This is a genomic window from Brevibacterium sp. AGC70, assembly GCF_057334195.1.
This window is the reverse complement of record NZ_JBHFIH010000018.1, coordinates 405,576-418,683: the sequence shown is the minus strand read 5'-3', so window position 1 is coordinate 418,683 and position 13,108 is coordinate 405,576. Positions and strand designations below refer to the sequence as shown.

General features: G+C 61.7%; 11 protein-coding genes. 8 read left to right on the top strand and 3 right to left on the bottom strand.

Features of this window, described 5'->3' with window-relative positions:
• Positions 1-105 precede the first annotated feature (105 nt).
• Positions 106-2,193: a hydantoinase/oxoprolinase family protein gene (locus ACE03M_RS17260; RefSeq protein ID WP_485935278.1), complete on the top strand. Its 2,088-nt coding sequence runs from the start codon at positions 106-108 to the stop codon at positions 2,191-2,193.
• A 10-nt stretch (positions 2,194-2,203) separates the two neighbouring features.
• Positions 2,204-4,180, top strand: a complete 1,977-nt coding sequence (locus ACE03M_RS17255) for a hydantoinase B/oxoprolinase family protein (protein ID WP_485935277.1) — start codon at positions 2,204-2,206, stop codon at positions 4,178-4,180.
• Between the two features lie 156 nt (positions 4,181-4,336).
• Here ACE03M_RS17255 and ACE03M_RS17250 read toward each other — a convergent pair whose 3' ends face one another.
• Genes ACE03M_RS17250 through ACE03M_RS17240 form a run of 3 tightly spaced genes read right to left on the bottom strand, consistent with a single transcriptional unit; the run spans position 4,337 to position 7,102 of the window.
• On the bottom strand, positions 4,337-4,960 hold the full coding sequence (locus tag ACE03M_RS17250) for a response regulator (protein WP_143924087.1): 624 nt from the start codon (positions 4,958-4,960) through the stop codon (positions 4,337-4,339).
• A gap of 19 nt (positions 4,961-4,979) precedes the next feature.
• Positions 4,980-5,975 (bottom strand): acetamidase/formamidase family protein, encoded by a 996-nt coding sequence (locus ACE03M_RS17245; protein ID WP_485935276.1) that lies wholly within the window; start codon positions 5,973-5,975, stop codon positions 4,980-4,982.
• Positions 5,867-7,102, bottom strand: coding sequence for an aromatic amino acid transport family protein (locus ACE03M_RS17240; protein ID WP_485935275.1), 1,236 nt, complete (start codon positions 7,100-7,102; stop codon positions 5,867-5,869). Before ACE03M_RS17240 ends, ACE03M_RS17245 begins: the two co-directional genes overlap by 109 nt.
• A 280-nt stretch (positions 7,103-7,382) precedes the next feature.
• On the opposite strand from ACE03M_RS17240, the gene ACE03M_RS17235 reads away from it, so the two are divergent.
• From ACE03M_RS17235 to ACE03M_RS17210, 6 genes are read left to right on the top strand one after another with little or no spacing between them, the layout of a single operon-like run.
• On the top strand, positions 7,383-9,167 hold the full coding sequence (locus tag ACE03M_RS17235) for a dihydroxyacetone kinase family protein (protein WP_485935274.1): 1,785 nt from the start codon (positions 7,383-7,385) through the stop codon (positions 9,165-9,167).
• Positions 9,164-9,619 (top strand): ribose-5-phosphate isomerase, encoded by a 456-nt coding sequence (locus tag ACE03M_RS17230; RefSeq protein ID WP_143924083.1) that lies wholly within the window; start codon positions 9,164-9,166, stop codon positions 9,617-9,619. Before ACE03M_RS17235 ends, ACE03M_RS17230 begins: the two co-directional genes overlap by 4 nt.
• A gap of 3 nt (positions 9,620-9,622) precedes the next feature.
• Positions 9,623-10,444: a triose-phosphate isomerase family protein gene (locus tag ACE03M_RS17225; protein ID WP_143924082.1), complete on the top strand. Its 822-nt coding sequence runs from the start codon at positions 9,623-9,625 to the stop codon at positions 10,442-10,444.
• Positions 10,441-11,214 (top strand): GntR family transcriptional regulator, encoded by a 774-nt coding sequence (locus ACE03M_RS17220; RefSeq protein WP_485935273.1) that lies wholly within the window; start codon positions 10,441-10,443, stop codon positions 11,212-11,214. The genes ACE03M_RS17225 and ACE03M_RS17220 overlap by 4 nt, the downstream gene beginning before the upstream one ends.
• Positions 11,211-12,155: a sugar phosphate isomerase/epimerase family protein gene (locus tag ACE03M_RS17215; RefSeq protein ID WP_485935272.1), complete on the top strand. Its 945-nt coding sequence runs from the start codon at positions 11,211-11,213 to the stop codon at positions 12,153-12,155. The genes ACE03M_RS17220 and ACE03M_RS17215 overlap by 4 nt, the downstream gene beginning before the upstream one ends.
• On the top strand, positions 12,152-12,961 hold the full coding sequence (locus ACE03M_RS17210; RefSeq protein WP_485935271.1) for an SDR family NAD(P)-dependent oxidoreductase: 810 nt from the start codon (positions 12,152-12,154) through the stop codon (positions 12,959-12,961). The genes ACE03M_RS17215 and ACE03M_RS17210 overlap by 4 nt, the downstream gene beginning before the upstream one ends.
• Positions 12,962-13,108: the final 147 nt, after the last annotated feature.

Genomic DNA, 13,108 nt, shown 5'->3' with positions numbered 1-13,108 from the left:
TTGTGTTTTCCACAATATCAGCGGATCTATCCTTCGATTCCTCCATTGACCCGGCGACTTCGACCAGCCCATGATGTTATGCAGATCACAATCAAAGGAGATCCCGTGGCCGATCTGCGAGTCGCCGTCGACGTTGGCGGCACCTTCACCGATATCTGCATATTCGACGAATCCTCCCAGTCCATGCGGGTGACGAAAGTACCGTCCACCCCAGACAATCCCATGCAAGCTGTTCTCAACGGAGTCAGAAGAGCCAACATCAACCTCGGCGACGTCGAGCTTTTCTCTCATGGAACCACCGTTGCCACGAACGCTCTCATCACTCGTAAATTCCCCAAAGCTGCAATGGTGACAACCACGGGCTTTCGCGATGTCATTGAAATCCGCGACGGCACGAAAGATGACCTGTGGGATGCCTATTCCGATGTGTCCGGCCCCTACATTCGGCGCCGCGACCGCTTCGAAGTCCCCGAGCGCATCGACTATGCGGGCAATGTCGTCACCACTCTCGACGAGGATGAAGCCCGCCGGGTCGGGCGCCTGCTGAAGAAGCGCGGTGTCGACACCGTGGCAATCTGCTTCATCAACTCCTACGCCAACGCCGCGCACGAGGTCCGTATGAGGGAGATTCTCACCGAGGAGCTTCCTGGCGCGAACATCTCCACTTCGGCGGAGATCCTGCCGGAGATCTTCGAGCACAACCGCTTCAACACCACGGTCGCCAATGCGGTGCTCGGCCCCCTGGTCTCCGGATACGTCGAAGAACTCGACAGCAACCTCACCAAGGACGGCTATTCCGGAGAGCTGCTCCTCCTCCACTCAGGTGGCGGATCGATGACCTCCGAAATGGTCAAACGATTCCCCGTGCGCTTGGCTGCCTCCGGCATCGCCGCCGGAGCCATCGCCGCTCAGCACGTGGCCGAACAGTGCGGCTACGCCAATGCCGTCGGCCTCGACATGGGCGGAACCTCGACCGACATCTCACTCGTCGCCGAAGGCGAGCTGCGAGTGACCAACGACTGGGAGGTCGAGTACGGGCACCCGATCGTCTTCCCCAGCATCGAGGTCCTCACAATCGGTGCGGGTGGTGGTTCGCTAGCCCACATCGACATCGCTGGATCATTGCGCAATGGTCCGCAATCTGCCGGAGCAGATCCCGGACCGGCCTGCTATCGCCGAGGTGGTGCCGAACCGACGAACACCGACGCACATCTGTGGATGGGACGCCTGGGCACCGACTTGGCCGATGGCGAAATGACCCTGGACAGAGCTTGCGCCAAAGATGCGATCGAGGCGAAGGTCGCCAGCCCCCTCAATCTAGGAGTCGATGCTGCGGCGGATTCGATCATCAAGGTGGCCAACGCCAATATGGCCGACGCTGTCCGGCTCGTCTCCATCAGGCGCGGACTCGACCCTCGCGACTTCGCCCTCATTGCCTTCGGGGGCGCCGGGGCACTGCACGGGGTGGATGTTGCGAAAGAGCTGAACATTCCCACGGTCGTCGTGCCACCGAATCCGGGTGTCACCTCCGCGCTGGGATGTCTCTTGGTCGATATTCAGCACGATCTCTCCCAGATGTTCACCGGAGCCGCCGATTCGGCAGATTCTGAGGCCGTGGAACAGCATTTCAAAGAACTCGAGCTCGAGGGCCAGGAACGGCTGCGGCACGAGAAAGTCGCCGAATCCGACGGTGTATTCGAGCGCGGCATCTCCATGCGCTACCAGGGACAATGGCGGTCCTTGCAGGTCAAGATGGGTGATGGACCCAACGCTCTGCGGGAGGCTGTGCAGCTTTTCCACGAAGAGCACGAGAAACAGTATGCGTTCCGGCAGGACGAAACTCCCGTCGAGATCTACCAACTCCATCTCAAGGCGTTGGGCAAGACTCCCAAGCCGAGCTTCCGCCCATCGCCCATCGGCACGGGTGATCCAGGTGAGCCGCTCGAGGTTCGCGAGGTGTACTTCGAAGGCAAGTGGCATTCCACTCCCGTCTATCAGCGCGAGAATCTGCCTTCCGGCGCCGCATTCATCGGGCCGGCGATCCTCAATCAGATCGATTCGACGACAGTCATCCCACCGGACTCCTCCGCTGTGATTGACGAATGGTTCAACATTCGCATCGCGGTGGACTCCGCCACCAGCGAACCTGCCCTAGCTGCGACTGCGGCCGATTCGCCGCAGTCAGTGAAATGAGGAGAGAACAATGACCACGATCGCTTCTGCGAAAACCGCAACCACTCTCGACCCGGTCACCTTCGAGGTACTCAAGAACGCCTTCGCCACCAGCGTCGACCTGATGAGCGAGCAGATTCTGCGCACCTGCTACTCCTTCGTCATCTACTCGCGCGATTTCTCCTCTGCTCTGTGCGACAGATACGGCAACACAGTGATGCAGGGCAGCGCGGATATCGCGGTGCACGTCGGCACCCTTCATTTCCAGTGCAAGGCAGTGATGGAGGAATTCGGCGACGACATCAACCCGGGCGACGTCTTCCTCATCAATGACCCCTATCGGGGCGGCACCCACTTCAACGATGTCAGCTTCATCCGCCCCATCTTCGCCGAGGAAGAGATCATCGGGTTCGCTCAGAACAAGGGGCATTGGGCCGACATCGGCGGGTCGGTGCCTGGCTCCTTCGACGTCTCTGCCAGTGAACACTTCGGGGAGGGATTGCGAATCACTCCCCTGCGAGTGTGGCGCAAAGGCCGGTTCCTCCATGATGTGGCGCAGCTGCTCGTATCGAATACTCGGGCTCCTGATCAGGCACTCGGCGATCTCAACGCCCAGGCCGAGGCCACTGCGGTGTGCGAACGCGAAGTGCTCCGTCTTGTGGACAAGTACTCGAAGGACACAGTTCTCGATGCCATGCAGGAAACGCAGGACTACGTCTGCCGGACTGTGCTCGCCAGCCTCGGCGACCTTCCACGCGGAGAATGGGAGACGGTCGACTACCTCGATGGCGACCCTGCCAAAGGGGAGGGGCTTATACCGATTCGCGTCAAGCTCACCCTTGATGGCGAAGGCATCCACTACGACCTGACCGGAGCCGCCGATGCGGTCTCAATCTTCCTCAACTCCGGATACGGAACCACCTATTCGGCAATCTACGCCGGAACGAAGACCTTCTTCCCCGACGTCCCACTCAATTCCGGGTTCTATGAGGCCGTCACGGCAGAAATCGGCGAGGAGGGCACCGTCGTCAACGCTGGTTGGCCGCACGCGGTGACCGGATTCTGTTCGGGCCCCTATGAGAAGGTGATGAACGCTATCTTCGAACTTTGGTCCCATATCATGCCTGAAAGGGCCATGGCTTGTGCCTTCAACCTCGAATATCTCCTGGTGGGAGGCCATGATGGGCGAACAAAATCGAAGCCGTATTTCATGTGGTACGACTGGATGGCAGGCGGCTGGGGAGGACGATCCACGAAAGACGGCTCATCGGCGACCTCGCCGGTGTTTGGTACCGGGCTCGCGGTGCAACCGGTCGAAGGGCAGGAACGCCTGACACCCGTCATCACCACACAGCATTCGATCAACATGGACTCAGGTGGACCTGGAAGGTTCCGCGGCGGCTGCGGCGTCAACAAGGGCGGGATCCTCACTGATGCTGCCGGTGCTGTGATGAGTTACTGCTGCGACCGCGGTCGCTCCACGACTTGGGGCATCAACGGCGGGCTCCCATCGATCCCGCACGGTGTATGGCTCAATCCCTCTTCGGACGATTCGAAATACCTGGGCGCAACGTTCTCGAACGTCTCTATCAGCCCTGGCGACACGTTCGAGAGGCCGAGCGCCGGTGGCGGCGGGTTCGGGGATCCGCTCGAACGCCCCAGTGCCGAGGTGCTCGAGGACGTCATCGACGGCTACGTCTCCATCGACCGAGCTGGCAAGGACTACGGCGTCGTCATCACCGAGATCGATGCTGAACTCGATGAATACGAGGTCGACGAGGCCGCGACGACGAAGATGCGTGCGCAGATCCGTTCCGAACGCGCGTCTTGGCTCGATGCCGACCCTGCCGAGGTGGCCCACTGTTATCGCAACGGAGACATCACCGTTCACGACGTCGTCCGGAAACACGGGGTCGTTCTCGATTGGGGCACCGGGGAACTGCTGGAGAAGTCGACCGGCCAGTTCCGTGACAGTATGCGGAAACGTTCGGCGGCACATTGGAAGTGAGGCACTCCGGGTCGAGCTCACTGGGGCTGCACATCGAAGGCGCCTGAACCTCAGACAAGCATCCCGCGACACTGGGACCTGTCGCGGGATGCGTTCTGGCGTACCGTGGTCGGTTGTGGGACGGCCCTTCCGCCAACAACCCGTGAAGGAATCCCGCTAAGAGTCATCCTCATGTGCAAAGAGCTCACGCCTATTGCGCAGACCCAACTTCTGAAACGCATTGGATACGTGAGACTTCACCGTAGTGACGCTGATATAGAGTTCGCGAGCTATCTCGGCATTGCTGAATCGCTGCAACACGAATCCGACAACTTCCGATTCACGTTTGGTGAGCAATGACGAATTGATCCGGTCATCGAGGTCACGCGCTGTGGTATCAGAATCCAGTCCAGTGATCCACACCTTTTTGCCCACCGCTGTCGATCTGATGGTCTCCAGCAGGCTTGCTTGGGATTGATTCTTCGTAAGAAAGCTGTCGGCACCGGATAGAAATGCGAGAGTTGCCTCGCTCGGAGACGTGAACGAGGTGTACATCAGCACCTTCGTCGCCCGTGGCATCGCCTTGATCTCACGGCAGATCTCGAGCCCCTTGTTCTCTCCTTCGAAGCGAAGGGGAATAATCACGAGATCAACCGCTAGCGTCGACAACTGCTCGAAGACTTCTTCAGTCCGGGCGGCTTGTCCGGCAACACTCATATCTTCTTGGGCCGAAACAACGGTAGTCAGACCAAGGCTGACGATGGGGTGGTCTTCGACAATCAGCACCGCAATGCTCGTCATTCCTGGCTGTCCGTTCTACTCACCCGAATTCCATTGGGCACCACTCCGACGGAATGGTGATGCGTGCAGTGTGAAGTGGATTGACCAGTTGGCTGATTTCGGCGTTGGAGACAATGCTGGTCAAACGATAGGCATCATCCCATCCCAGTTCATGCCACAGCCGCATGAGGTCAACCGCTTCTTCGAAACCCGTCCGAACGGCTTCGTGTATGTCCTCTGCACTGGAGAGCACACTCATTCCTGCAGAATGGATCACCACAGGCAGATGTCCTTCGTGGTCGACTTTACGGATGCTCAGTTGGATCTCCCCCGAGATCTCGATGCCAGTTCCGCCGAGTTCTCCATCACCTTGTGCTGCATGCAGATCACCGGCAGACACAAGGCCCCCGTCATGCTGCGCCTGAAGCAGAAGCCCGCTGCCGGGCCTCAACGTACGAGTATCGAGATTGCCACCGTGGACTCCAGGCAACTCGGTATTGATCTCTCCGACCCGAGGCGCGACTCCGAGGACGCCGACCATTGGTGAAATCTCCACCGCCAGTGTGTCCGTGATCCATGCCCGCCCATCATCAACTGGCACGATCCGTGAGCTGGCCTGTTCGATCTTGTCGCCCAGAATGCCCAACCCCGGGGACAGAGCCATGACGCCCCATCGACCGACACTCACACGTTCGATTTTGATCAAGATCCAGTCGCCGGCCTGAACTCCTTCAACCGCGACAGGGCCTGTGGCCCGATTGAACTTGGCCATGTCGACATCCGGCCGCAGAACCCGCTCCGAATCGATCTGTCCTGCGTAGCAGTCAAATGTCTCCAGAACAAAGGATTGGCCAGTCGCAACCGTTGCCACCACATTGTTGATGCCCGATAACGCCGACGATGATTCTGTGTTTGGAATCCTCAGCATCAGGCCCACCCATCGGGAATCAGACCGACCGCATTCAACAGTGAGTAGATGAATGCCAAACCGAAGACGATGATGAGCAGCGCCTGTATCAGCGGATGTGCGATCCACCCGGCTGTCCATGCGGGTTCCTGGTCACCGAATCTGCGTGCACGATGCAACATGAGCACGGGAACTACGGACATGATGGCTCCGGCGAACCCTCCCGCATAACCAAGCGCCGCAACGAATCCGGTGAGATGGAATACACCGACCAGAAACGGTGGGATTGCGACAAGAGCCAATGCGGCGATGCGGTACTCGTTGGCGTTCTCCGCCGGCCATTTGAAACGGTCGAAGATGTTCGTCATCAAGGTCAGGGCGATTGCCCAGAATGACGTCATCATCGCCAACAGAGCGAAGACGTTTGAGAGCACATAGGCAACCTGCCCCAGACTCTGGCCCCACCCGATTGTGACCACTTCGGTGATGCTGTCTGGTCCCAGCATTCCCAGTGCCGCCAATGGGACGATCGCCAGAAGGAATCCTGTGATCCCCATGCCGACGATGACTGCTCGTGGAAGACCCTGCGGATTCGTCTCAGCCAAGCCACGCGCCAATTCCGGAACAGTGTACTGAGCGATGAACGAGAACACCGCCAGGTTCACGATCGGAATGATGAAGAAGGGGTGCACATATGTCAGATGCTCGAGGTGGATCCCCGGCCCGATGAACGTCCAGGCACACAAGAAGAGGATCAGCGCTATCATCGCGATCGACAGCCCCTGCTCAGATCGCCCCGTCGCCTTGAGCCCGAACCACACGACAACGAGACCCGGGATGAAGAACAGGAAGCTGCCGACGGTTACCGGTATCCCCAGAAGGTCGGCGAGAACATTGCCGCTGCCCGAGGTATAGGCGATGAGCGCACCCAAACCGTTGATCACGACACCGGCGAAGATCAGCCAGGATCCGGCCTGCCCAAGATACTTCTCTGCCAGCCCTGACAGCTGCAGAGGTTCTTTCGTGCGCAGGGCAATCTCCGCCACGTAGAGCATCGAGGCTGTGGTCAAGAAGCCTGCCACCAGGAGCGCCACAAGAAGAGCGAAGAACCCGCCGTTCTTCGCCCCGTACGGAAGGCTGAGAATTCCCGCACCGATATTCGCGCCGACGATGATTGAGACACCCTGCCAAAAGGTGATCGTTTCGCTCTTGCGAATATTCACATTCTGTCTGGGTTGGTCAAACGTCTCACTCATTACCAAGCTCCTCCGGCGGTCCGATTCAGGGCGAGAGATCACGCCGAGGTGACGGTGCTCTCCGCAGCTTTCTGCTCATCAGGGTCAAGCATCGTTGCTTTATCAGTTCTCCACTCTATGTGTTCGACGCCACGTCCTTCTTCCTACCTGAGGGAGGAGATTGAGTTCACGAGCAACTGGGGCGAAGAACCCGCCACCTCCAACTTTCCGCAACCCTCTGGTCGAATTCGGGCAAATCCTATAGGATCTATGAAATAGGAATCAGTTCGAAGGGGAACTCGTGACCCGATTATTCAATGACCCGAATGACTTCGTCTCCGACATGTCGCGAGGTTTTGCGCTCGCCTCGTCCCGTTGGGTGCGAGCCGTCAACGGCGGAGTCGTGCGCTCCACCGCAGCAGATGAGCCGACGGTCTCGCTCGTCATCGGAGGCGGCAGCGGCCACTTCCCTGCCTTCTCTGGACTCGTCGGCCCGGGACTGGCCCACGGCACCGCCATGGGCAACGTCTTCGCCTCGCCGTCGACGAAGCAGATCATGTCCGTGGCCCGCGCCTGTGACCAGGGCCGGGGCGTCCTCTTCAGTTACGGCAACTACGCCGGAGACGTCCTCAACTTCGACCAGGCCCAGGAACAGCTGCGGGCCGAAGGCATCGATGCGCGCACCGTCGTCGTCACCGACGACATCTTCAGCGCCCCCAGCGGAGAGATCGAGAAACGTCGCGGCATCGCCGGTGACCTCGTCGTCTTCAAGGTCGCCGGGGCTGCCGCCGAGGCGGGCCTCGATATCGCCGAAGTCGAACGATTGGCGTCATCGGCGAACGATCACACCCGATCGATCGGGGTCGCGTTCTCCGGCTGCACCCTTCCCGGGGCCGATGAGCCTCTGTTCACAGTGCCAGACGGGCAGATGGCCATCGGGTTGGGTATCCATGGAGAACCGGGAATCGACGAGGTCCCCCTCCCCAGCGCAATCCAGCTGGCCGAGCTTCTCGTCTCACGACTCCTCGCCGAGGCACCCGATCAGTCGAAGCGAGTTGTTCCCATCCTCAATGGCCTGGGAACGGTCAAATACGAAGAGCTCTACCTTCTCTACGGGCTCATCGACCCCCTGCTGCGCACCGCCGGCTACGAGCTCGTCGATCCGGAGGTCGGAGAATTCTGCACGAGCTTCGACATGGCCGGCCTCTCACTGACTCTCCTGTGGCTTGACGATGAACTCGAACCGCTGTGGAACGCTCCCTGCTCATCGGCCGCGTTCACCCGCGGCGAACTCGGGACCGCGCATCTGCCGACAGGCCTCGCCGGACAGGAGCTCCCACAGGAACAGGTGAACACCGCAGCACCGGCTGCCGCCTCGGCAGCTTCACAGCAGCTGGGCAGAGAAGCCTCCGCCGCCTTCACTCGAATCGCCGCAGTCCTCGATGACGCTGCCGGAGAACTCGGTCGCCTGGACAGCGTTGCCGGAGACGGCGACCACGGAATCGGAATGCAGCGCGGATCGAAGGCGGCAGCACGCGCCGCAGCTGACGCAACGGCCGCCGGCCACGGTGCCGAGGCGGTGCTGGCCTCAGCCGGTGAAGCCTGGGCCGACGTCGGCGGAGGCACCTCCGGAGCGATTTGGGGACGGATCATCGGCACACTTGCGGCAGGGTTCGCTGGCGACTCCCGCCCAACTCCCACTTCGATGGCTGCTGCCATCGATGCCGCAGTCGATGAAGTTCGCATGTTCGGCGGAGTCGAGGTCGGCGAGAAGACACTTCTCGATGCACTCGTCCCCTTCGCCACCGAGTTCTCCCGTACCGTCAGCTCCTCGGGCGACGACTCCTCGCCGCTGGTTCTCGCCCGGGCGACCACGTGTGCCGCGCACGCAGCGACTCAGGCGGCCCAATCCACTGCAGACCTCGTCGCGATGCGCGGCCGGGCCCGCTCCCACGGTGATCGCAGTGTGGGCACGCCGGATCCCGGCGCGATCTCCCTGGCGATGATCGCCTCGGCGATCGCTGAACAGTTCACCTCCGACACACCCCTACCTACACCCACCGAGCGAAAGGCAGCGCGATCATGACCCTGCGAGTGGTCGTCGGATCCGACGATGCGGGATTCGACTACAAAGAGATCATCAAGTCCGACCTCGGAGATGACGCACGCATCACCTCGGTGGTCGACGTCGGAGTCGACTCCGAGTCGCACACCTTCTATCCCTCCATCGCGACCACCGCAGCTGAGATGGTCGCCCGAGGTGACGCCGATCGCGCGATACTCATCTGCGGCACCGGGCTCGGTGTCGCGATCGCAGCGAACAAGGTCAAGGGCATCCGAGCCGCCACCGCACACGACTCGTTCAGCGTCGAACGCTCGGTCCTGTCCAACGATGCCCAGATCCTCTGCATGGGCCAACGCGTCATCGGCCTCGAACTCGCCCGTCGTCTGGCCCGGGAATGGATCGGCTACACCTTCGATCCGGCGAGCGCCTCAAATGACAAAGTGGCACAGATCAGCGCCTACGAGTCCCGCTGATCCATGCCTGACACCTCCTCGCTCGCACGCTCTTCGCCACCGTCACCCGCTCTTCCGGACCGGCTCATCGGTATCAGCCTGAAGATGTACATGTCCCACGTGCAGACAGTGGACTGGGCCCACAGGGTCACCGAACTCACGCACGCCCACCCGGCAGTAACGTCGGGGGCGGCAGGACTGGCCCTCCTCCCCCAGTTTCCGTCGATCCCCGCTTGTCTCGACGTACCCGGGCCGCTGCAGATCGGAGCCCAGAACCTGTCCGCCGAGGATGCCGGTGCATGGACCGGGGAAGTCTCCGGAGCGGTACTTGCCGAACTCGGCTGCCGCTACGTCGAAGTGGGTCATGCCGAACGTCGTCGCCACTTCCATGAGACCGATGACATCGTCCGCGCGAAGATCGCCGCCGCACTGCGCCACCGATTGTTCCCAGTCCTGTGTGTGGGAGAGAAATCCGCCGGTACACCGGAATCTGCCGCCGCCGAGGTGACCGCCCAGATCCGCTCGGCCCTGCCCACAACGGCTGGTGACCTGCCACCCCAGAGCGGCGTCGTCATCGCCTATGAGCCGATGTGGGCGATCGGTGCGCAGCAGCCAGCCGCCCCGGATTACATCATCGCCGTCTGCGAAGCGGTGCGTGCCCGCACTCGCACCCACTTTCCCAGTCTCGACTTCCGCCTCATCTACGGTGGAAGCGCGGGACCCGGCCTCCTCACCCGCCTCGGCCCCAGCGTCGACGGTCTCTTCCTCGGCCGCTTCGCCCATGATCCCGATTCAGTGCCGAGGATCCTCGATGAACTCGCCGATGTCATTATGCTGAAATCATGAATGCACAGCCTCCGATCCCCCGCGCAGACATCGAACGTCGCGGACTCCGCGACCTCGTCTACGAACACATCCTCGAAATCCTTCTCACCGGAGAGATCTCCCCAGGCGAAAGAGTGTCCATCGACGGATTGGCCAGACAGCTCAATGTCTCTCCCACCCCCGTGCGTGAAGCACTCGTCGACCTCGAACGCACCGGCCTCGTCGTCCGCGAGGCCCTGCGCGGCTACCGCGTCTCACCTCCTCTGGAACGCGGACAGCTGCAAGAACTCTTCATCGCCCGAGAAACGGTGGAAACCGCGGCGACACGACTGGCCACACCGGCCGATGACGAACTGCTCAGAGCATTGGCAGCCGCCCACACCGAACATCAGAAGGCCGGTGACCGGGTGCGGGAGACGGCGGAGCAGGGCAACGAGGCGACAGAGCGTCCCGAAGAGGCGCGCCGGATCCAGGTGAGCGCAGCCCAGGAATACTTCGCCCGCGACCGGGACTTCCACGACAAGATCCTCGAGCACTGCGGCAACCGCTACCTCGTCAAGATGTCGCAGGACCTGGGGGCACAGGTCCACCGCCTGCGACAGGCCCTGCCCCACGGCATCACCGACGTCGACGAAGCTCTGGCCGAACATCGCGCCATCATCGAGGCCTTCGCCTCACCGGACCCGACTGCACCCGAGGCGGCCATGCGCCACCACATCAGGATGGTCGCTCACCGTGCACTCGTCGAAGACCCTCAAACTCCCACCCAAGAGAACCACGAGGACCCATGAGCCCCACCCATCACACCATCGCCTGCTGCATGCACGGCTTCTCCCCCACCGATTCCAACGGCCTGCCGCTCCAGGAGGCTGCCCCGCAGACGTGGGCCGGAATCTTCTCGACTCTGACGGGTCTCGGGTTCACGGCCCTCGAGATCGCCGACAGTCATATCCGTCCCGCCGATCTCTCACCTGAACGTCGCGGACTCCTCAAAGATCTTGCCGCCTCGGCGGGGGTCGAGCTCACCTCCATCCATGTCCAACGCCAGTCGATCATCGACCCCGACCAGGGGGAGGCCAACCTCGACTACGCGCATCGAACGATTGATGCGGCCGCAGAACTCGGCTGTCAGGTCTTCTCCACCGGACTCCATCAGCCCTTCTCCCAGGCCCAACGCGAGGCCCTGTGGTTCTGGACGGCGAAAGGCTGGACCGACCCCGCTGACCCCGAGGTCCGCGCCCTGGCCGTCCGACGACTGCGGGAATTGGGCCAGCACGCCGCCGAGGTGGGCCTGCCGATGTCCTTGGAGATGTACGAGGACACGTACCTGGGTACCGCCGAATCCGCTGTCCGTCTCATTGAGGAGATCGGACTCGACAACGTCGGCCTCAATCCCGACATCGGCAATCTCATCCGCCTGCACCGCCCCATCGATGACTGGCAGGAGATGCACGAACTGACACTGCCCTACGCGAACTACTGGCACATGAAGAACTACCAGCGCGACGAGGCCGCTGATGGCTCCTGGTTCACGTCCCATCCGACGACGATGCGCAACGGACTCATCAACTACCGCGCAATGGTCACTCGCGCCGTGGAGCTCGGCTTCAACGGCCCCTTCCTCATGGAACAGTACGGGGGCGACAGCCTCGGCGTCTGCGCGGAGAACAGAACCTACCTCGCAGGGCTCCTTCCCACCGCCCCATCAACGAAAGGCACGACAGGCTCATGACACCCTCTTCTCCTGGCTCCCAGTCATCGATCTCCCTGGGACCGGCTTTCCCTGCCGAACGCACCGCGGTTCTCACCGGTGTCGGCAGCGTCAACGGAATCGGCCGCCATACCGCGCACCGCTTGGCACGGACCGGCTGGAACCTCGGACTCATTGCCCGCCGCACCGACGAAACCCAGGAACTTGCCGCAGAGATCACCGAAGAATATGGAGTGGCCGCCCTCGGCATGGGCGTGGACGTGACTCGATCAGCGGAGATCGCAGAGGCGGCGGCCGCCTTCGAAGCGGGCCTGCCCCAGATCGTTGCGCTGGCGAACTTCGCCGGAGTCTCCTCCTCGACGACCTACTTCGAGATCACCGACGAGGAGTGGGCTCGGGTGATGACGAACAACCTCACCTCGACCCATCTCGTCACTCAGGCCTTCGGACGCATCATGGCGAACAACGGCTTGGGCCGCATCATCGGCCTGTCCTCGGTCACGGCGCAGAAGGGCGGTGGAACATTCTCCAAGACCGCCTACGCCGCGGCCAAAGCCGGGATCGTCGGCCTCATGCGCGGAGTCGCCCTGGAACTCGGCCCCTACGGGGTCACCGCGAACTCCGTGTCCCCTGGCCCCGTCGACACCGACATCATGGGCGGCCCGCTCGATGACGAACGCCGCGAGGCGATGGGTGCCGCGACCGCCCTGGGACGAATCTCTGTGCCCGAAGATGTCTCTGCCGCCGTCGAATTCCTCATCAGCGAAGGCGCCGGACACATCACGGGCCAGACCCTGAGCATCAATGGCGGGCTCTACTTCCACTGATTTCCCACGCCCACATCAAACCGATCCAATGGAGGATCCATGACCGTCAGCACAGATCACATCACGTTCGTCGGCATCGGGGCCATCGGCCTGCCCATGGCCCTGCGACTGCAGCAGGCAGGATTCCATGTCACGGGCGTCGCCCCC

Bases quoted from the DNA above. Each gene is read 5' to 3' on its own strand.
- ACE03M_RS17225 (WP_143924082.1), top strand. From the start codon at position 9,623: ATGCCTGACACCTCCTCGCTCGCACGCTCTTCGCCACCGTCACCCGCT.
- ACE03M_RS17210 (WP_485935271.1), top strand. From the start codon at position 12,152: ATGACACCCTCTTCTCCTGGCTCCCAGTCATCGATCTCCCTGGGACCG.
- ACE03M_RS17255 (WP_485935277.1), top strand. From the start codon at position 2,204: ATGACCACGATCGCTTCTGCGAAAACCGCAACCACTCTCGACCCGGTC.
- ACE03M_RS17220 (WP_485935273.1), top strand. From the start codon at position 10,441: ATGAATGCACAGCCTCCGATCCCCCGCGCAGACATCGAACGTCGCGGA.
- ACE03M_RS17230 (WP_143924083.1), top strand. From the start codon at position 9,164: ATGACCCTGCGAGTGGTCGTCGGATCCGACGATGCGGGATTCGACTAC.
- ACE03M_RS17215 (WP_485935272.1), top strand. From the start codon at position 11,211: ATGAGCCCCACCCATCACACCATCGCCTGCTGCATGCACGGCTTCTCC.
- ACE03M_RS17250 (WP_143924087.1), bottom strand. From the start codon at position 4,960: ATGACGAGCATTGCGGTGCTGATTGTCGAAGACCACCCCATCGTCAGC.
- ACE03M_RS17240 (WP_485935275.1), bottom strand. From the start codon at position 7,102: ATGAGTGAGACGTTTGACCAACCCAGACAGAATGTGAATATTCGCAAG.